The organism is Marinifilum sp. JC120, assembly GCA_004923195.1.
In the GTDB taxonomy this organism is placed as follows: Bacteria; Desulfobacterota; Desulfovibrionia; order Desulfovibrionales; family Desulfovibrionaceae; genus Maridesulfovibrio.
The window spans coordinates 20,156-38,650 of the sequence record RDSB01000011.1 but is presented as its reverse complement, the minus strand read 5'-3'; the positions used below and the strand labels follow the sequence as shown (position 1 = coordinate 38,650).

At 49.5% G+C, this 18,495-nt stretch carries 18 protein-coding genes; 10 read left to right on the top strand and 8 right to left on the bottom strand.

Annotated elements, in window-relative coordinates; translation table 11 throughout:
* Window positions 1-160: 160 nt before the first annotated feature.
* A complete protein-coding gene (gene serB / locus D0S45_12020; GenBank protein TIH14862.1) occupies window positions 161-1,372 on the top strand; it encodes a phosphoserine phosphatase SerB in 1,212 nt (403 codons plus the stop codon).
* A gap of 228 nt (window positions 1,373-1,600) precedes the next feature.
* On the opposite strand, the gene D0S45_12015 is transcribed toward serB, so the two are convergent.
* The 4 genes from D0S45_12015 to D0S45_12000 form a co-directional block, all read right to left on the bottom strand.
* Window positions 1,601-2,425, bottom strand: coding sequence for a DUF4198 domain-containing protein (locus tag D0S45_12015; GenBank protein TIH14861.1), 825 nt, complete (start codon window positions 2,423-2,425; stop codon window positions 1,601-1,603).
* Window positions 2,426-2,537: 112 nt separating this feature from the next.
* Complete coding sequence (locus D0S45_12010; protein TIH14860.1) at window positions 2,538-2,861, bottom strand: hypothetical protein; 324 nt, start codon at window positions 2,859-2,861, stop codon at window positions 2,538-2,540.
* A 20-nt stretch (window positions 2,862-2,881) separates the two neighbouring features.
* Complete coding sequence (feoB, locus tag D0S45_12005; GenBank protein TIH14859.1) at window positions 2,882-5,416, bottom strand: ferrous iron transport protein B; 2,535 nt, start codon at window positions 5,414-5,416, stop codon at window positions 2,882-2,884.
* Window positions 5,406-5,738, bottom strand: coding sequence for a ferrous iron transport protein A (locus D0S45_12000; GenBank protein TIH14858.1), 333 nt, complete (start codon window positions 5,736-5,738; stop codon window positions 5,406-5,408). The genes feoB and D0S45_12000 overlap by 11 nt, the downstream gene beginning before the upstream one ends.
* Before the next feature lie 248 nt (window positions 5,739-5,986).
* Here D0S45_12000 and D0S45_11995 point away from each other — a divergent pair, with 248 nt between their 5' ends.
* Window positions 5,987-6,979, top strand: coding sequence for a GGDEF domain-containing protein (locus D0S45_11995; GenBank protein ID TIH14857.1), 993 nt, complete (start codon window positions 5,987-5,989; stop codon window positions 6,977-6,979).
* A 12-nt stretch (window positions 6,980-6,991) separates the two neighbouring features.
* Here D0S45_11995 and D0S45_11990 read toward each other — a convergent pair whose 3' ends face one another.
* A complete protein-coding gene (locus tag D0S45_11990) occupies window positions 6,992-7,213 on the bottom strand; it encodes a hypothetical protein (protein TIH14856.1) in 222 nt (73 codons plus the stop codon).
* A 108-nt stretch (window positions 7,214-7,321) separates the two neighbouring features.
* Window positions 7,322-7,753, bottom strand: coding sequence for a transcriptional repressor (locus D0S45_11985; protein TIH14855.1), 432 nt, complete (start codon window positions 7,751-7,753; stop codon window positions 7,322-7,324).
* Between the two features lie 207 nt (window positions 7,754-7,960).
* Here D0S45_11985 and D0S45_11980 point away from each other — a divergent pair, with 207 nt between their 5' ends.
* From D0S45_11980 to D0S45_11945, 8 genes are all read left to right on the top strand, one after another.
* On the top strand, window positions 7,961-8,305 hold the full coding sequence (locus D0S45_11980) for a hypothetical protein (GenBank protein ID TIH14854.1): 345 nt from the start codon (window positions 7,961-7,963) through the stop codon (window positions 8,303-8,305).
* Between the two features lie 200 nt (window positions 8,306-8,505).
* Window positions 8,506-10,704 (top strand): cation-translocating P-type ATPase, encoded by a 2,199-nt coding sequence (locus D0S45_11975; protein ID TIH14853.1) that lies wholly within the window; start codon window positions 8,506-8,508, stop codon window positions 10,702-10,704.
* Window positions 10,691-11,005: a heavy-metal-associated domain-containing protein gene (locus D0S45_11970; GenBank protein ID TIH14852.1), complete on the top strand. Its 315-nt coding sequence runs from the start codon at window positions 10,691-10,693 to the stop codon at window positions 11,003-11,005. Before D0S45_11975 ends, D0S45_11970 begins: the two co-directional genes overlap by 14 nt.
* Window positions 11,006-11,036: 31 nt before the next feature.
* A complete protein-coding gene (locus D0S45_11965; protein ID TIH14851.1) occupies window positions 11,037-11,795 on the top strand; it encodes a hypothetical protein in 759 nt (252 codons plus the stop codon).
* Window positions 11,796-11,798: 3 nt separating this feature from the next.
* Window positions 11,799-12,116, top strand: a complete 318-nt coding sequence (locus tag D0S45_11960) for a YtxH domain-containing protein (protein ID TIH14850.1) — start codon at window positions 11,799-11,801, stop codon at window positions 12,114-12,116.
* A gap of 228 nt (window positions 12,117-12,344) precedes the next feature.
* On the top strand, window positions 12,345-12,611 hold the full coding sequence (locus D0S45_11955; GenBank protein TIH14849.1) for a hypothetical protein: 267 nt from the start codon (window positions 12,345-12,347) through the stop codon (window positions 12,609-12,611).
* The gene (locus D0S45_11950) at window positions 12,608-14,728 is read left to right on the top strand and encodes a heavy metal translocating P-type ATPase (GenBank protein TIH14848.1); all 2,121 of its coding nucleotides are present in this window, start codon (window positions 12,608-12,610) and stop codon (window positions 14,726-14,728) included. Before D0S45_11955 ends, D0S45_11950 begins: the two co-directional genes overlap by 4 nt.
* Complete coding sequence (locus D0S45_11945; protein ID TIH14847.1) at window positions 14,728-15,441, top strand: ferrous iron transport protein A; 714 nt, start codon at window positions 14,728-14,730, stop codon at window positions 15,439-15,441. The genes D0S45_11950 and D0S45_11945 overlap by 1 nt, the downstream gene beginning before the upstream one ends.
* A gap of 35 nt (window positions 15,442-15,476) precedes the next feature.
* Here D0S45_11945 and rlmN read toward each other — a convergent pair whose 3' ends face one another.
* Together rlmN and D0S45_11935 are read right to left on the bottom strand one after the other, a co-directional pair.
* Window positions 15,477-16,532, bottom strand: a complete 1,056-nt coding sequence (gene rlmN / locus D0S45_11940) for a 23S rRNA (adenine(2503)-C(2))-methyltransferase RlmN (GenBank protein TIH14846.1) — start codon at window positions 16,530-16,532, stop codon at window positions 15,477-15,479.
* On the bottom strand, window positions 16,532-18,466 hold the full coding sequence (locus D0S45_11935) for a glycosyl transferase (protein TIH14845.1): 1,935 nt from the start codon (window positions 18,464-18,466) through the stop codon (window positions 16,532-16,534). The genes rlmN and D0S45_11935 overlap by 1 nt, the downstream gene beginning before the upstream one ends.
* Window positions 18,467-18,495 lie beyond the last annotated feature (29 nt).

The window sequence follows — 18,495 nt, the reverse complement described above, 5'->3', positions numbered from 1 at the left end:
GAGACTTTGTTCTATCATACGGCTCCGAGAAAAAAGGAGCAAGTCAGAAGTTTATTTTTGCGACTATTCGAAGTCCGTGCGCTTTATCAGCAGTCTGAATGTTTACTGTGAGTTCATTTTATGAGAAAGTCCGCCATCAAACCTATTCAGGGAAACAACCATGCCCGAAATAATTCTCATCCAAATATCCGGCGAAGACAAACCCGGCCTGACCTCAGCCCTTACAGGGGTTCTGGCGGGTTACGGCATTGACATTCTGGACATCGGCCAGAGCGTAATTCACAGCCAGCTTGTACTTGGCATCCTAATCCGCATTCCCCGTGAGGCTGAATCGGCTCCGGTACTCAAGGACATCATGTTCAAGGGTTACGAACTAGGAGTCAACGTCAAATTCAAGCCCACTGAAGCGGACAAATACATGGACTGGGTAGACGCTCAGGGTAAGCCCAGACACATTGCAACCCTTGTCGGCCATAAGTTGACCGGGGCACACATTTCAAGAATTTCACAGATAATCGCGGACAACGGACTCAACATCGACATGATCCACCGTCTGTCCGGCCGAATTCCCATGAACGGCGAACCTGCTCCGCGCCATGCCTGCGTTGAATTTTCCATTCGCGGGATTCCTGAAGATCTGGACCGCATGCGCTCCAATTTTCTGGAAATGGCCGCCGAAGATCAGGTGGACATAGCCTTGCAGGAAGATAACGTATTCCGCAGAAACAGAAGACTGGTGGCCTTTGATATGGACTCCACCCTCATTCAGGCGGAAGTCATTGACGAACTGGCTAAGGCAGCCGGATCAGGTGAGATAGTCAGCCGGATTACCGAATCTGCCATGCGCGGTGAAATCGACTTCAAGGAAAGTCTGCGCCAACGTCTGGCAACCCTCAAGGGGCTTGATGAGTCTGTTATGGAAGATATCGCACGCACCCTGCCCATCACCGAAGGGGCTGAGCGGCTCATCACCAACCTGAAGAAATTCGGTTACAAGACTGCCATCATTTCCGGCGGGTTCACTTACTTCGGCGAAAAGCTGCAAGAAAAGCTAGGCGTAGATTATGTTTACGCCAACCGTCTTGAAATCGAAGACGGCAAGCTGACCGGTGGAGTGATCGGAGATATTGTGGACGGAGCCAAGAAAGCGGAACTGCTACGCAAGATTGCAGGAAAAGAACAGATCAGCCTGCAACAATCCATTGCCGTGGGTGACGGGGCCAACGACCTGCCCATGCTCTCCATTGCCGGGCTGGGTATCGCCTTTCACGCCAAGCCCAAGGTCAAGCAGGATGCCCGCCAGTCCATCTCCCATTTCGGGCTGGATTCCATTCTTTACCTGATCGGATTGCGTGACAGGGATACTGATTAAGAAAGCCTTCGGCGACCCTCCGGGGTCCAGCGCTGCTCTCTATATCCGTAAGACTCGAGCAAAAAACTCTCGCCTAACGGCTATAGGTAAGAAACTTTTTGTAAAAATTTTCTCTGGACTCTTCAAAAGCTTTTAATAGGGCTTCGCCGCTTCGTACTTATATAAACAAAACAGGCCCCACAGGAGCTACTCCTGCGGGGCCTTTTATCATACTCTGTCCAATAACAACTACATATCTACGGCTTTAATCCAGATTACAGCATCCTGAGAGAGTTCTTTACCTTTGAACTCTTTGTCAGGACCGGAACCCAGTGCGCAGAAACCCCACCAGCCGGCTTTGGGGATAGCAAAAGTTACGTAACCCTGAGCATCGGTTTTAACACCCATGGTTACGAATGCATCGTGAGGAGCTTCAGATTTAGCTTCTTTTTTGAAAGCATTGTTTTTCATGTCAGGTTCGTGGTTCATGTACTCAACTTCAACGTCAGCATTGGGAACGGGCTTGCCGTCGGAAAGGAGCTGAGCTTTGAAGGTCATACCGGTCCACATAGCGTAAGGCTTTACAAGGGGAATCCATTCAGTTTTCAGACCTGCGGGAGCAGCCCAGTTACCGGGCAGGCCACCAACGTTCATGTATGTCTTAGTGATCTGCTGGATGTAGATTTCTTCTTCGCCTTCATAATAAGGAGCAGGAACCAGAACCAGAGTGTAGTCACCCATGGAACGTACAATTTTCTTGGGAAGCTTTGCTTCGTAAGCTTCACCGGAGTTGGTCAGGCTGGTCCAGGTGATAGGCTTAAGCAGTTTTTTGAGGTCGTACTTTTTGGTTTTACCCTCTTCGCCCTTCTGGTGCAGCATGAAAAATTCTTCAGGCATGCCCATCTTCATGGTGTGCCCTGCTTCATAAGGATGGGTGAAAACAAGTTTCAAATCAGTTTCAGCACCCTTGGTCTTGGCGATTTCGGGGGTATAAATCATCTGAAAATGTGCAGAAGCGGGAACCGCCATGGCAACTACCAACAAAAGGTTAAGAAAAACTACCTTCATCTTCATCTTATTTCTCCTGATTATGATTTTGACACTCTTTATCAAAAAATAAAGAGTAATTTCCAGTTCTGGATTGAATGTACGCACCATGAAGCTTCATGGTGCGTACGCAAATTAACTATTCAACAATATCGGAACCGTCGATTTCAATGGAGTGGCCTTCGCCGCCATCAAAAGTAACAGTATAGTGACCAGCGGGCTTATTGAACTCGAATTCACTATTCTCGTTCATAGCACCTTTAAGGATAACGGCACCGGAATCACCACGCACGTATATTTTTACGCCGGAAGCAGATGAACCGTCAGAAAATCCTCCTTCGCAAAGGACGGTACCGTCACCGTTGTCAAAGCAGCTGCAAAGAGGGGAATGGGCCAGAGCGGCAGTGGCGGAAAGAACGATCAGTCCGGCTACCACAACGATTTTAGCAATTATGTTTTTCATAGCTGTCTCCTGAGAGATTTTTATTGGTTACTTGGTTGATATTCATAGGATGCCGCTACCTTATCTGATGATATCTTATGCACCAGTGCAATCAGCAGAGCCACGGCTAGAGCCACTCCATAGAACCCCTTCATCATGGCTATTCCGCTGGCCCCGAGAGCAGTCCCCAGCATGAAGACAGAGGACGCCACGCCGAAGCCCACCGCCGTGGGGAAGAAGATAGCAAAGGCCATCCACTTATAGGACCCGGTCTGCACCTTGACCATGATGGTAGCCGCAAGGCAGGGAGGATAAAGAGCAAAGAAAAGCAGAACCGCGAGGGCATGCAGGGAGTTCATACCGCTGGACTCACTTTCATTGCCCATTCTCTGCTCAAGGGTCTGGTTATCATCAGCACCCTGCTGATACAGAACCCCCATAGTAGCCACGGAAGATTCGCGGGCCGCAAAGGAACTGATCAGAGCAATGTTCACCTTCCAGTCAAAACCTGCATACTTGGTAACAGGCTCAAGGGAGCGCCCGATCATACCGAAGAAAGAGGTTTTGATCTTTTCTTCCTTGATCTTGCGACGCAGGGTTTTCCTTTCAGAGGAAAGCTTACGCAGGGCACGGTTTACAACCTTGGCGCTTTTATCACCACGGGGCTTGATCAAAACAAAAGTGTCGGGGTTGGCATTTTTAAAAGAACGGTCCACCCGTGCTGCACCTTCTTTACCGGAAGTATTCATGCGGGCGCGCTTGTAATCATCATAAAGATTAAGCAGCGGCAACATTTTCTCACCCGTGGCAAGATTGACGTACCCATTGCCTGCAACCTTGGAATCATAGGTTGCAACAGCCTTACTCATCTCGGTCTCATAATAATCCATGCGCTCATCAGTGAGTCCGGGAAACTGCAACAGGGAGAACACGCACAGGGAAACCGCAACAACAATGGAGCCTACTTTTTTAATGTATTCCCATGTCCTTTCCAGAGCCCTCTGGACCACACCGAAAACAGTGGGCGCATGATAGTTGGGCATCTCCATGATGAAAGGTGCTGTTTCACGCCCTTTAAGGACCGTGGTGGTGAGGATCTTGGCAATAATCAAAGCCATGATGATTGTAATGGTCGAAATAAAGAACATTGCCCATGACTTGTGGTCCGCAAAGTAAATGTTAACTAAAAGCGTATACAAAGGGATTTTGGCTAGGCAGTTCATGAACGGAACAGTCAGAATGGTTGCCAGCCTTGACCTCTCATCAGGAATGCCCTTGGTAGACATAATTCCCGGGACAGCGCAGCCCCCGGCAAAAACACCGCCCAAAATAAAGGGCAGAGTCGATTGCCCGTGCAGACCGAAACTATGAAAGACACGGTCCAGAATAAAGGCGATACGGGCCATGTACCCGGAATCCTCCAGAATGGCGATCAGCGCAAAAAGAATCAAAAAGATCGGGACATAGTTAAGCAGTGTGTTGGCACTATCCACCATCCAGAGTGCCATGGAACGCAACAGTGAGTCCTCGATCAATCCAGCCGGAGGTAAAATTCCTGCTACAATATCCCTGAACTTAGCAAGGAACGGCCAAGTGTATTTGGTAAGCTCATACCCCTGAACAATGGAAAGTTCATAAATAAGGTAAACCGTGGCCAACAGAAAAAACGGAGCCAGAGCACGGTTAAGAACCCAGTGGTCAATTCTTTCTGAAATGGGCGGACCGGAATCAGCTTCTTTGGTCACGCAGGCATCAACGATTTCACCGGCCACCCGGTCACGGCAGGCAACAATATAATCGCTGGTGTTGACACCGGTTTCGTCTTCAAACTCCATCCTGCGGGAAAGTGCATCTTCGACAATGGACTTGCCGGATGCGTGTTTTGTTCCAACAATATTCCGGGCTTCGGAATCGTTTTCCAGAAGCTTGATAGCCAGCCAGCGCAAAGGATAAAGCACACCAAGGCTGGCATCTGAAGCAAGCTCTTCTTCAAGGGCTTTTACATGAACTTCAAGATCACCGTAGTCGATAACTACCGGGCGGGTGTAGGACTCCTGATTGACAGCCTTACGTATGGCTGCCTTCAAGGCCTGCTTACCTTTTCCCTTACGCCCAACGGTAGCGACAACATCCACTCCGAGACGGCTGGTAAGCTCTTTCAGATCAATTGACAGCCCCTGACTTTCAGCAACATCCATCATGTTCAAGGCAACAGTAACCGGAAAATTCATCTCCAAAACCTGGAAGGTAAAGTACAGACTGCGACGCAAACAGGTCGCATCCATGACGTTAACTACCACGTCTGGTTTTTCTTCCAGCAGAAACTCACGAGAAACCCTTTCCTCAAGGGAAAAAGAAGTTAGGCTATACGTTCCGGGAAGGTCGACCACTTCATAACGGGTCTTTCCTTCGTGGTAGCTTCCGACCTTTTTATCAACGGTGACACCGGGATAGTTGGCCACGTGCTGGTTGGCCCCGGTGACCATATTATAAGTTGTTGACTTACCGGCATTCTGCTGTCCGGCAAGAGCTACGAGAAAGTTATCTTTCATCGCCTTTTTCCCCTCATCGTTCATCTTCCACCTCAATCTGATAGGCTTCAGTACGGCGCAGGGTCACGCAGTAACCGGCAACACGCAATTCAAGAGGGCAGCCCAGCGTAGCAACGCGAACAACTTCGATTTCCCTGCCGGGAACAAAACCCAAGTCAAGCAACCTCTGTCTTACCGCACCATGGGAAAAATGCCCGCGAATTACGGCACTTCCCCCGATGGGAATATCCAGAAGACTTTTTCCGCGCATGTGGCAAGCTTTCCCCTGCTTCCTTCCGCCTGCACCACGATGCCTCTTCTTTGAAGAAGCAGGTTCGCGGTTAAAAAAATCAAATTTGTTTAACATTTTTAAAACCTCTCTTTCACATTCGATTTTGCAAATGAATTTCGAAATCAATTACTATAGATCCATATTTTTCTTGTCAACAAGAAAAAAACCACCCCGACACTCAATTTGGATAAAGACAAAAGACTCTTTTTTACTTGATATTGACATTCGTTTTCACTAAGCACCAAAGGGAATGCGGGTGAAAACTACGACTAACTAAAAAAGAACCTTGCATTTATATAGAATCTTCCGGGGAGGAAAGACCATTGATTAACCTGAAGAATAAATTAAAAACCATCCCTTTTTTTAACTACAGACCAAGTAGCCGGAACAAGCTCAAGGCAAAGTCTTTTGTTGCAGTGCTGTTGATCCTGATCCTGCCTGCCGGGGCCACAATAACTGTGGCTGAGTTCACGGACAGAAACACCCTTGCCATGTATACCTGCCTGCATTTCAGCCTGTGCATTGCGCTGTGCATGCCCATCGCAGGCTGGCTTGAAAACTGGATGGTCAACCGAGAACTGCGAAAAATGAACAGCTTCTGCGTAAGACTCAAACAGGGCAAACTTGATAAACGTCTGGATATTTATTCAAATAAAACCGGAATAGCCACTGACGAACTGAGTCGATTGCAGCACAACCTGAACTGGCTGGCACACTCCGTGGCCAAACGCGAATCCAAGCTCACTGAATCATTGCTAAAAACTCACCAAGACAAGGAAAGACTCAATCTGCTCTCTTACACCGACCATCTTACCGGTCTGTTCAATAAACGCTTTTTCGAGCTGAAACTGGTTGAATCATGCTCCAGATGCATTTCCTGCAAAACACCGCTCCATCTCATACTCATTGACTGCGACCATTTTAAAGAGGTCAACGATATCTATGGGCATCAAGAGGGAGACAGAATTCTTGCTAAATTAGGCCAGATAATCAGCTCATCTGTAAGATGCGGTACGGATTTTCCCTTCCGTTTCGGAGGGGACGAATTCGGTGCGATCCTTGTCGGCGTGGATTCAACCCGCTGTGAACAGATCGCTGAACGCATCCGAACCCGCTTCTCACAAATTAAACTTGGCAGAGCCAGCCTTAGCATTGGGATTTCAAAACTCTACTACAAAGCCGACAGCCCTGAAGCCGAAGCCCAACATCTGGTTGCTTCTGCGGACAAGGCTCTCTATTTTGCAAAGAACACCGGACGGAATAAGATTATAAGTCCCGCCCAGTATAAAGAAATCCCACAGACATGTGACCATTAAAAATAAGAACGCCTATCTGGCCATGTCCGCTTTTGCTTCATCCACAAGACGGGCGACTTCGTCCTTAGCGGACCCGTAATGCTGTGAAGCCCAGTTCCCTGCTTTCACTCCGCCTTTAACGGCTTTGGTCACAGCAGGCCTTACACCGCCTGCTTTGTAAATAGCATATGCAGCCACACCTACTGCTGTTGCAGCTGTAGAGACCAGCAACAATCTTCCGAGATTGAAACTCATTTTTATTCTCCTTAAAAGTACGCATGAAAAAAACTGTTTAAACATTAGGATAGGAATTTTCCCCAATCAGGGGAAATGATGCGAATGAGAGTAAATTGCAATTAAAAATTACTGTTTACGGCAATCAGGACAAATCCCATAAAGGACCATTTTGTGCCTGTTCACCACAAAGTCATGTTTGCTAGCCAATTTTTCCTGCAATTCCTCAATACGGTCTTCCATAACCTCAATCCTGCGATTACAGCGAATACAGACCAGATGATCATGATGATCCCTATCGTGGCGACACTCGAAGCGGGTTACTCCGTCACCAAAGTCCAAGGATTCAGCAATCCCACTCTCTGAAAGGAGTTTGATAGTGCGGTAAACAGTGGCTGGGCTGATGGACGAATCACGCTTGCTGACATGAACATATAGTTCCTCGCATGAATGATGACCTTGGGTTCCAAGAAAAACTTCCAAAACAATTCGCCGCTGCTCAGTAGCAGCCATTTTGTTCTTGGATAAATACTTCAAGAACTGGGTTTGCGGACTTGACATCCTTTCCTCCATTGTGGATTTTGTGAAAATGACACTGATGACTATTCTCAAATGAGAACCAGTGTCAAGCGGTGACCGCTCACACACTTTAAATTTATGCAATTGAAACTCAATTGTGCAGCTTTCTAAAATAAACAAATGCGGTAATTATCACTGAATCCATGAAAACAAACTGACGGACTACCGTCTAAAATACAGGAGTATTAAATGACCACACCCACAACAACCAGAATTCTTCCGGTAGTCACCGCTTCTGCTGCTGTCACAGGAGCACTTATAGGCGGTACCGTTGCGGCAGTACGCTCCACCATTGCCGTGAAAGAAGGAAAAATGAGCAGTTGCGATGCCGCTAAAGCTGTAGCGACCGAATCCGCAGGAACTGGACTCGCCACCGCAGCTGGAATTGCTGCCACCGGAATACTCGGGCTCGGCGGCCTGACCGGACTGCTCGGCTTTACCGTCGTTGCTACTGGAGCAAAGATGCTTTGGGACAAAGCTGTGCCCACTCCCCTTGATAACAAAAAGCCAAAGTCAATTGAGGAAGCAGTTTAAAGCAGCATGTCAGATCTAAAAAAAGGGCAGCTCTGCTGATTACAGGCAGGGCTGCCACTCGCGTGATTCTCCCGACTAAAATTTAAGTTTTCGTTGACAAAGGGATTACACATTTGTATTTCCCACTCTTGTGGAGTTGATACTCAATTTCAATTTCACAGGATGTCCACCTGATAATCCAGTAAACACAGGACTTTCACGTGAAAAAAGAAAAAACATATGCAAGCATAAAGCATTCAATACCGGGCAGAATAAGGTTCAAAGTACCGAATCTTAGAAAGAATAAGATTCTTTGCAGCACCGTTGAACGGAATCTTGAAAAAGTATCCGGGATCACCCGGACCCGTTCCAACAACAAATGTGCTACATTGGTAATCCGCTACAACCCGGAATTCATAACCCCCGAGAATGTTATTGAAACACTCCGGGAAATCGTGGCAGTGCACACGACTACAATATGTCCCATTAAGGACAAAAGCGAATGTGGCTGTCCGCAGGTCAAAGATGCCCTGCGCTATTTTTCCTTTGTCTCCGCTGTGGGCGGAGCTGTGCTGATAAGTGAGTCCCTACTGGGAATCACCGTGGCCCAGACCCTGCTCAGTCCTCTGGGTTTTCTGACTGTTCTGGCGGCGGTACCGCTGGTCAAAGAAGCAGTCAGCAAACTGCGTGAAAAGAAATTCGGCCTTGAAGGTATTCTGGCCGGAGGTATCATAGCTGCGGTTGTTGCCGGGGAAGCAATGACCGCCTTTGAAATCCTCTGGATCAACGCAGGGGCTGAACTGCTTACCGCATGGATCACCGAACGCTCCCGCAGGGCTATTTCCGGCATTCTGGATAATACCACCCACCACACCTTTGTCCTCAAAGACGGAATGGAAGTGGAAGTTGAGATAAATAATCTCCACAAAGGCGATGTGGTGGTTCTGCATACCGGGGAAAAAATTTGCATAGACGGTACCATTGTGGATGGTCAGGGGCTCATCAACGAAGCTCCCATCACCGGACGGGCCGACTTCATCCACAAACAACAGGATGATCAGGTTTTCGCCGGAACATTTGTACGCGAAGGCGTCATCTACGTCCGGGCCGAAGAAGTGGGTGACAAAACTTATCTGGCCCGCATCCTCCACAAAGTAGAAGATTCTCTTGAAAATAAAACCGACATTGAATCCACAGCGGACAAACTTTCCGTAAGACTGGTTAAAATCGGCCTTGCCTGCACCGTGGGGACCCTCATACTCACCACTGACCCGTGGCGCGCGTTCACCGTACTGCTGGTTATGGCCTGCCCCTGCGCCACCGTGCTTTCTGCTTCCACCCCCATCAGCGCGGCCATCAGCACAGCGGCAAAGAACAACATTCTCATCAAGGGCGGCAGGTATCTTGAAGAAGTGGGCCGCTGTGATATCGCCTGCTTTGACAAAACCGGAACCCTGACCGGAAGCGAGCCCAGTCTCGAGCATATCCACGTCACTGACGGCATAACCGAAAGCGACCTGCTGACCTATGCTCTTTCAGTTGAAACCCACAACCACCACCCGCTGGCTCAAGCCATTAAGCATGAAGCAGGACTCAGAAAGCTGAATCCCCTGCCCCATACAGTCTGCGAATATTTCTTAGGCAAGGGTATGCGCGCGGAACTCCCTGGAAATGATAACCATTCTATGGAAATTTTGGTGGGTAACAAAAAGCTGACCGAACAATTCGACGTACGCATCGGCTCCCTGAGCAGGCAGGTTTCAAACCTCAAGCGCAAAGGGCTTACCGTACTCTACGTGGTCAAAGACAAGGAACCTCTAGGACTACTTGCCTTTGCCAACACCATCCGCGAAGAATCCGCAGCCGTCCTCAATTCCCTTGGAACAGGCGGAGTTGAACGCACGGTATTGGTTACCGGGGACGAGCCAGCAACTGCCAACGACCTCGCAAAGACTTTAAATATTCCGGAAATTCACGCCTCAGCCATGCCCGAAGAAAAGGCCATCCTTGTGCGCACTCTACAAAATGAAGGCGGCAAAGTCATGATGGTCGGCGACGGAATCAACGACGCCCTTGCCCTTGCGCAGGCCGACGTCGGCGTAGCCATGGGAACCGGAGGCGCGGAAGTGGCTGTTGAAGCGGCAGACATCGCACTGGTAGATGATGACCTCAGGGGTCTCATGTACGTCCAGCAATTAAGTCAGGACACTGTAAAAATAGCCTACCAGAACTTCTGGCTGGCAACAGGTTCAAATATAGTGGGAGTCGTCATGGGCGCGACCGGGGTTCTTTCCCCGATCATGGCCGGTTTCCTGCACATTCTGCACACCATGGGAGTCATAGCTAACTCGTCAAGGCTGCTCCGTCATTCACCTGAAGCAATCGAATCCAAGCAAGGCAAAATCTATGAACTTCCGTAAAATCGTTGAATTGGAAAAATATCTTGATGTGGCCCACCATATACCGGGACGCATCAGGATTAAATTCAGCCCGCTCATCTTAACAAAACCAGTAGCACTGGCGGCAATGAAGGAACATTCCGAGCTGCCTGACGCTATCAAGGATGCCCGGGTCAACATGTCCGCCCGGTCAGTGGTTGTTGAGTACGACTCTGAACAGATTCAGCCGGAACTGGTTGAAGAACTTATTCAGGGAACAGACAAAGACAAGAAAGCACAAATCATCAGCGACCTTTACGGCAGACTGATGAGTAACGGCTAAAAAATACCCTTACTTAGAGGAGTTTTTAAAAATGAGCACCGAAAACACAGCACCCGATGCACAGCAAAGCGCGCCCCAGCAGCCCAACACCTCCCAGCCGGTGATGGGCCCCGATCAGGGGCAGCCCCATTTTTCCTACACCACTTCCGGTGATCCCTATCAGGGTGCCCCGGTTGCCGGAAATGTTCAGCCAGACATGACGGCTCAACAGCCCATGCAACAGCCCGCATATCAGCAGCCGGTATACCAGCAACCTGTACAGCAGGTTCCCCAACAACCTATGCAGCAGCCTGTTTATGGACAGCCCGTGTATGGGCAGACCGTCTACGGACAACCCGTGTACGGACAGCCTGTCTACGGACAACCCGTGTACGGTCAGCCTGTCTACGGACAGCCCGTATATGATCAGCAGCCCATGCAGCAGCCGATTCAGCAGCCCGTACAACAGCCGATTCAGCAGCCTGTTCAACAAGCTCCCACTGTTGACCCCAAGACTTCCGAAGAACAGGTCAAACAGTTTGTAGATCTGGTTAAAGATACAGCTGAAGGCAAAGCCGATCCGGCAAGCCTGCTTAGCTTTTTTAATGGTATTGATGACGGTTTCTGGAAAGGACTTCTTGTGGGCGCGGGTATCACATTTGTCTGCACCAGCAAGACAGTAAGATCCATCTTCACCTCCGGCGGCAAAGAAGAAATGTCTGCCGAAGAAATGGAAAGAATGGAAGACCTCAAGGCCGAACAGGAATACATGGCCACACAAGCTGCCAAAGAAGCAGCGGAAAAGGAGTAAATCATGAGTCAAGATTACAACAACGACTACGTATATAATTATCAGGACCCGCAGCTTACCGAGCAGCAACGCATTGATTCCCAGCAGCAGGTTGAACCTGTCCAGCAGGACACCTCCGTAAAAAGCTGGGTTGATGTCACCGACTCCCGTTACCTGAAAGGTTTTCTGCTGGGCGCAGGACTGGCTCTTGTAGCTTCCAACCCCAAAGTCCAGAAAGCAGTTGTTTCCGGTGCGGTAAAAACATGGTCCGCTGTTCAGGGCGGCATTGAAGAAGCAAAAGAAAAAATCCACGACATCAAAGCCGAAGCGCAGTCTGAATAGGTTGCCGGCGGCTGGGAAAGGGGAACTTTCACTAAAAGTACCCTTCCCCTCAAAACTTTTTAATATGCTTCGCAAGTAGCGTGCGATGACGTCCTTCGAATTTACAGACGATGAAGCCCTAATAAAATGTTTTGGGATTCTTAAACCCTTTTGCAAAAGGGTTTAAGGCCCCCGGCAGGGCCGCCGGAGGCGATCAAATTGCATTTAAGCCCCCGGAGGGTTCTTAGAATGAACGCCTTACCTGAAAACACAGACCTGAACCGATCAAAAGATAAAAAAACATTCCGCCAATGCAAGGACTGTCCGCTTACCCCCAGTAAGACCAAGACAGCGGCCAAGGTCGGAATGGTTGCCACACTCGGAGCTTCAGCTGCTTCAGGCATGCTCAAGTTCAAAGGAGCAAAGCCGTTGCATCTTTGGGCCTCTGTTGCTTTTGTCGGGTTTACAGCTTTGCACTGGGTGGTTTCCAGAAAACCGCAGAGGACAAACAGATGATCGGAACTCCGAATAGAAAAAAAAGATTTGAAATAGTCCATGAACTGCCGAAAAGAATCAGACTTAAGTCTCTGATTCTCCTTACGCCTGATCTGGACCACAACTACCTGCAAGCCAGTGTGGAATCACTTGGCGGGGTCGAATCGGTCAGAATCAACGGCCCGGCCTTTTCCGTTACCGTTGAGTATGACGGTACTCCTGAAGTGCGTGCGGCTATTATTGAAACGCTGAACGACATCCCCCACGAAGCCTTTCTCAAAGGAAACGAACGGGAACACGATACCGACCTGATTGATGTCGGTGCACGGACCGCAGCTGCGGCAGCAACACCTTTCCTGCCCCTGCCTGTGCAGGCGGCAACAAGCTGGATGCTGGGCATTCCCGGCATTGTGTCTGGTTTGGAGACCCTATTTACCAGAGGGGTCAAAATTGAAGTACTGGACGGTACAGTCAAAGCCCTTTCTCTGCTGCGCGGTGATTACTTCACATCCAACTCGGTGGGTGCCCTGCTGAGTCTTGGCGAATACCTTGAAGATCAGTCCGAACAGAAATCAACCGACCTGCTCAAGACCCTGCTCAAACCACAGGTTGAGAAAATCTGGATTGAAAAGGATGGTCGTGAGCTTGAAATAGACTTCAATGATCTGCAAGTAGGCGACATTGTAGTCTGCGGCCCCGGTGAACTCATCCCCATCGAGGGAACCATTGTTGAGGGTGACGGTTCTGTGAACCAGAGTTCCATTACCGGAGAATCCGTGCCTATCCACCTGCAACCTGGAGACGCAACCCTTTCCGGCGCAGTAGTAGAAGAGGGGACCCTCAAAATCAGGGCTGACAAAGTCGGTTCTGAAACAGGCATGGCCCGTATCAACCGCTATCTTGAAAGTTCCCTACGTTCGCAATCCAAAAGCCAGATCCAGTCCGCAGAACTCGCAGACAAGCTGGTGCCCCTGACTTTCGGGGCCGGACTTGGCGTTTACGCCCTGACCGGAGACCTTGCCCGTGCCGCATCGGTGCTGACTGTTGACTACTCATGCGCCATCAAGCTTTCCACCCCGGTTGCCACCCGTACTTCCATGTATACTGCAAGTAAAGCCGGGGTTCTGCTCAAGGGCGGACAGGCTCTCGACAACCTCGCCGCAGTGGACACCATCGTCTTTGACAAGACCGGAACACTGACCAAAGGGGAACTCAAAGTTACCGACATCGTTCCCATGCCTCTTTACGAAGAGGAAGAACTTCTCTCCATTGCCGCCGGGGCCGAGGAACACTATGCCCACCCGGTAGCGAAAGCGGTTGTTAACGAAGCCAAAGAACGTAAAATCGGACTGCCGGAAGTAAGCGGGGTCGACTTTATCGTGGCCCACGGTGTTTCCGCCTACGTTGATGGCAAACGGGTGCTTGTAGGCAGCCAGCACTTTGTAGAAGAAGATGAACATGTGGACTGCTCATACATGGAGAAAAAGTCCCGCCAGTTGCGTAATGCAGGCAAGAACCTTCTTTTCGTAGCCATGGACGAGGAACTTATCGGCATTATTGCCATGCGTGATGAACTGCGCCCCGAAGCCCTTGAAGCCCTCGAATCTTTCAAGGCGGCAGGAATCAAGCGCATTGAGATCCTCACCGGGGATCACCGCTCCACAGCACTGGCCCTTGCGGCTCAACTTCCCCCTGTGGACGCCGTGCACTGGGAACTCAAACCCGAAGATAAAGCAAACATCGTCAAAGAACTTAAAGACGGCGGGGCCAAAGTCGCCTTTGCCGGAGACGGGGTCAACGATACACCGGCTCTTGTAAGCGCTGACGTAGGCATCTGCATGCCTTCCGGGGCTGACCTCGCTCGAGAATCCGCGCAGGTGGTCATGCTTAACGAAGATATGCTTACCCTTGTGGAGGCCCACCGCATCGCACTCACCAACCGCGAAACCCTCAGTCACTGCCTGTGGTCTGCGGTAGGAATCAACTCAGCCACTCTGCTGCTGGCCGGTATGGGTAAAATATCCACTCTTGCTGCGGCCATGACCCACAACCTTAGCACCGTGGGTATACTTGGATACGCCGCCATGAAAACTTCAGCAGCGAACAAACCGCAAGAGTCCGCAAAGGAGAACCAATAATGTCCCTGACATTAAGAAATGCACCTGTAGAGAAAAACCTAATGCTCAAGGCTGTGACCAGCGAAAGCCTGAAAAACCGCCTTGAACGCATGGGACTCCATATCGGTTCAGAACTGGAAATCATGTCCGAAGATTCGGTACAGCATCCGGTAAGAATCAAAGGGCCACAGGGTGAAGTTCTGCTCGCGGCGGGAATGGCCTCCAAGGTTATTGTCCACCACGATGACGGGCATAAAACCCCGGTCTTTGAGATGAACCCCGGTGAAAAGGGTCACATCGAAGGGCTGACCGCCGGATCACACCTCGAAAAAAGCCTCAAAATCCTAGGTATTGCTGAGGGGGATAATCTGGAGCTGATCCGCTGCCTGCCCCCCATGTCCTACAAGGCAGTGGTAGACGGCAAACAGAACACCATGACCGAAGGAATGGCAGCCAAAATATGGGGCGAATGTGACGGCGTGTCCTGCCAGTTGGCAACCTGCGGCAAGGGACGTCCTTTTGCTGTTAAAAACATATTAGGCGGACCGAGAGCTGCGAAATCGATATCGGCCATCGGCATCAAGCCCGGGGCAAGTATCACCCTTGAATCAGTCGAACCCGCACGAGCCATCGGTATGACCCCCGGTGCCCGGATAATAATAATGACCAAAGAAGGTTTGCGCTTGCATCTACGGCCTGATCAAGCTGAGACCATGCTGGTTAGTGAAATATAAAAAAAAGCGGGGCAGTTTTAACTACCCCGCTTTTTTCATTTCTTTTCCTGGTCAGCTTTTAGCTGTCCGCAAGCCGCTTTGATATCCTGCCCCATGGACCTGCGGATAGTTGCGGTTATCTTCTTATCCCAAAGATATTTTTCAAATGCCAGCACCTTATCTCTTGAAGGGGCCTCGTAAAGCGGATCATCGCCGGGATTATAGGCGATAAGGTTAACTTTGCAGCGGCGATGACCGAGCAGCTTGACCAATTGCTTGGCATGCTCAATGGAATCATTCACCCCGCCCAGCAACAGATATTCATAAGTTACCTTTTCCCTCGGCTTGAGCGGAAAGTTATCCATAGCGTCAAGCAGATCGTTAATATGAGTCTTGGCGGCCTTGGGCATAATCTTTTCGCGCAATTCCTGAGTAGGTGCATGCAAAGAAATAGCCGGAAGAGTCAACCCGGTCTTGCCCAATTCTTCAAGCTGCTTGACGAAACCCACCGAAGAAACAGTTATACGCCGGGGCACGAAAGAAAGTCCGTCCTGATTATTGAGATTGCGCAGCGTACGAATCAGGTTATCGAGGTTGAGCAATGGTTCGCCCATACCCATGAAAACAAGGTTCTTGAGCGGATCAAGATTGTTTTCGCGTAGATATTTGCGGCCCGCCAGCACTTGCCCGAGCATCTCGGACATACTCATGTTGCGCTCAAAACCCATCAAGCCGGTACTACAGAAGGTACAAGCCATGGCACAGCCCACCTGAGTGGACAGACACTGGGTGTAACGCCCTTCCATGGGGATAAGCACTGTCTCAACTAAAGCACCGTCATTAAGACGCAAGAGCATCTTAATTGTGCCGTCCTTGCTGGTCTGGACCAAATCAACCTGCGGATGGTTAATAACCGCTTTGCTCTTCAGAGCTTCACGCAGATTCTTGGCAAGATTGGTCATGGAATCAAAATCCGCAGCACCCTTCTGCCAGAGCCACTGCCAGATCTGGTCAGTGCGAAAACGGGGAGCCTTAAGCTCCTGCGAGATAAAGGATTCAAGCTCGCTGTATTCCAAATCAAGTATGTCTATCTTTCTATTTTTATCTGGCATTATTTCATTTTACCGGGATTAAAGCGGACAATATACACCTTGTCCTTAATCCATTTAATGGTCAGCAACTCCCGCTCTTCAACAACCACAAGATTTTTAATCATGGGTGGGAGGGAGTCGATGAAAGGTTTAAATCTATAGTAATCAGTTGAAGAAAGCAGCAGGACCGCATTCTTGAATTCTTTATTCTTCAGGTACTGGTAAACCGGATATTTTTCAGCATCCGGGTGTTCCTTCTTGAACAGATCCGCAGCAATGGACGGAGTCGCCAGAGCCTGCATCAGATCTCCGGGACGCGCCCCGGAACTGAGCGAGTACAGGCAGTTTCCATCCTTATCAAGCTTTTTAAGATAGTAAACCACGTCCGGGAAGGTTTTAATAAAAAACGGGCGGTGCAGAACAAGGGTATCCCCGTCTGAAAATTCCGCAATCCTGTCGGTTAAAGCCTGTCCGAGAATGGGCAGGGGACGATTTTCAGCTAGAGAAGTATATGAAGGCAACGCATTATAATAAAAAGGCATTACCGCCGTAATTGCCAGCGAGCCGACCACAATGTGCAGGACCGGACGCTGGGACTGCTTGATGCTCACTATAAGCAGCACCAGAAAAAATGCCCCAAGGGCGATAAAAAAAGGAAACATCAATTCCATGTACTGGCCCACAGGCACCCGGTCCGCAAGGTTGACCGAGACACTCATGGACTTGAAGGAACGATAGCCGAGCATGGCCGCCATGGACAGAATCCAGACAAAGCCCATCTCAAAGAGGGTGCGGTACATCTTGTCACGCTTGGCATTGACCAGCCAGTCGCAGACAAAAATGGAAAGCAGCGGCAGCATCGGAAGCATATAGCGATTGGATTTGAGCTTGAAAAGCAGAGTGAAGACCAGCAGGTAGACCAGAAAAACGCAGGCCATGAACACATATTTTTCATTGAACTTCTCGCGCACCGAACGGTAGACACCGTAAACAGCCCCGAACACATACCCTCCCCACGGAAAGAATATAACTGTAAGGGTGTCAAAATAAGGATCAAGATGGCTCAACTTATTAGTAACTTTGGAACTTGTAGAGGCGGTGTTATGGAAGAACTGCCCGAGCAGCCCTTGAGTATAGTCAAATCCAGTTGTCAGCCATGCACCATAAAGCCAAAGAAAGAAGGGTGCGCATCCGGCAATAAACCAAAGCAACAGAATATTGCGATCATTCCACTTAGCAGCAATCAGCCCCTTGATATTAAATGCTGAAAGAAAAGATGCTGATTCAGTGGATTCATGTTTTTTATTAACATTATGGCGGATGCCCACTGCCAATGCATACCCGGCCATGGGCAGAAAAGCGAAAGGACCTTTGGCCAGCACCCCCAGCGCGGTAAGTATGACGCCACCGATAGCTACACGGGGACTTCTATCTCCAAGATAACGCTGTAGATAAAAATACGTGGCCCAAGTAACACAGCAAGCAAAAACCACGTCCACCTTCATCATCACGGTCATGAACTTGAAAAGCACTGAACTTTGCAGGATCATCCCGGCCAGTAGCCCGGTGGCAGGACCGAAGAGTTTGCGCCCGGTGAGTGCGGTTCCCAGCACCATGAGCACGGAGCAGATTACTGTGGGCAAACGCAGCAGGGTAAGGACATTACCGCTGAAACCGTCAAGGGAAGCCAACCACGCAAAGGGAGACATAACCCAATAGGCCAGCGGAGGCTTTTCCATACGCGGTATGCCGTCAAACATAGGAGCAAGCAGGTTACCACTATGGATCATTTCATAAACCGCACGGGCATACTTGGGCTCATCAATATCGTAAAAGTAATTCAACCATGTTCCGTAAAAGGAAACTGCGGCGGAAAACAAAAGCAGCAAACCGAGCAGCAAGGCCCAGTTTTTGCGGCAAAACCCATCTAGTCCTGAATCCTGTCTATATTCCATCTATTAATTCCAATTCATAATATTTTTGT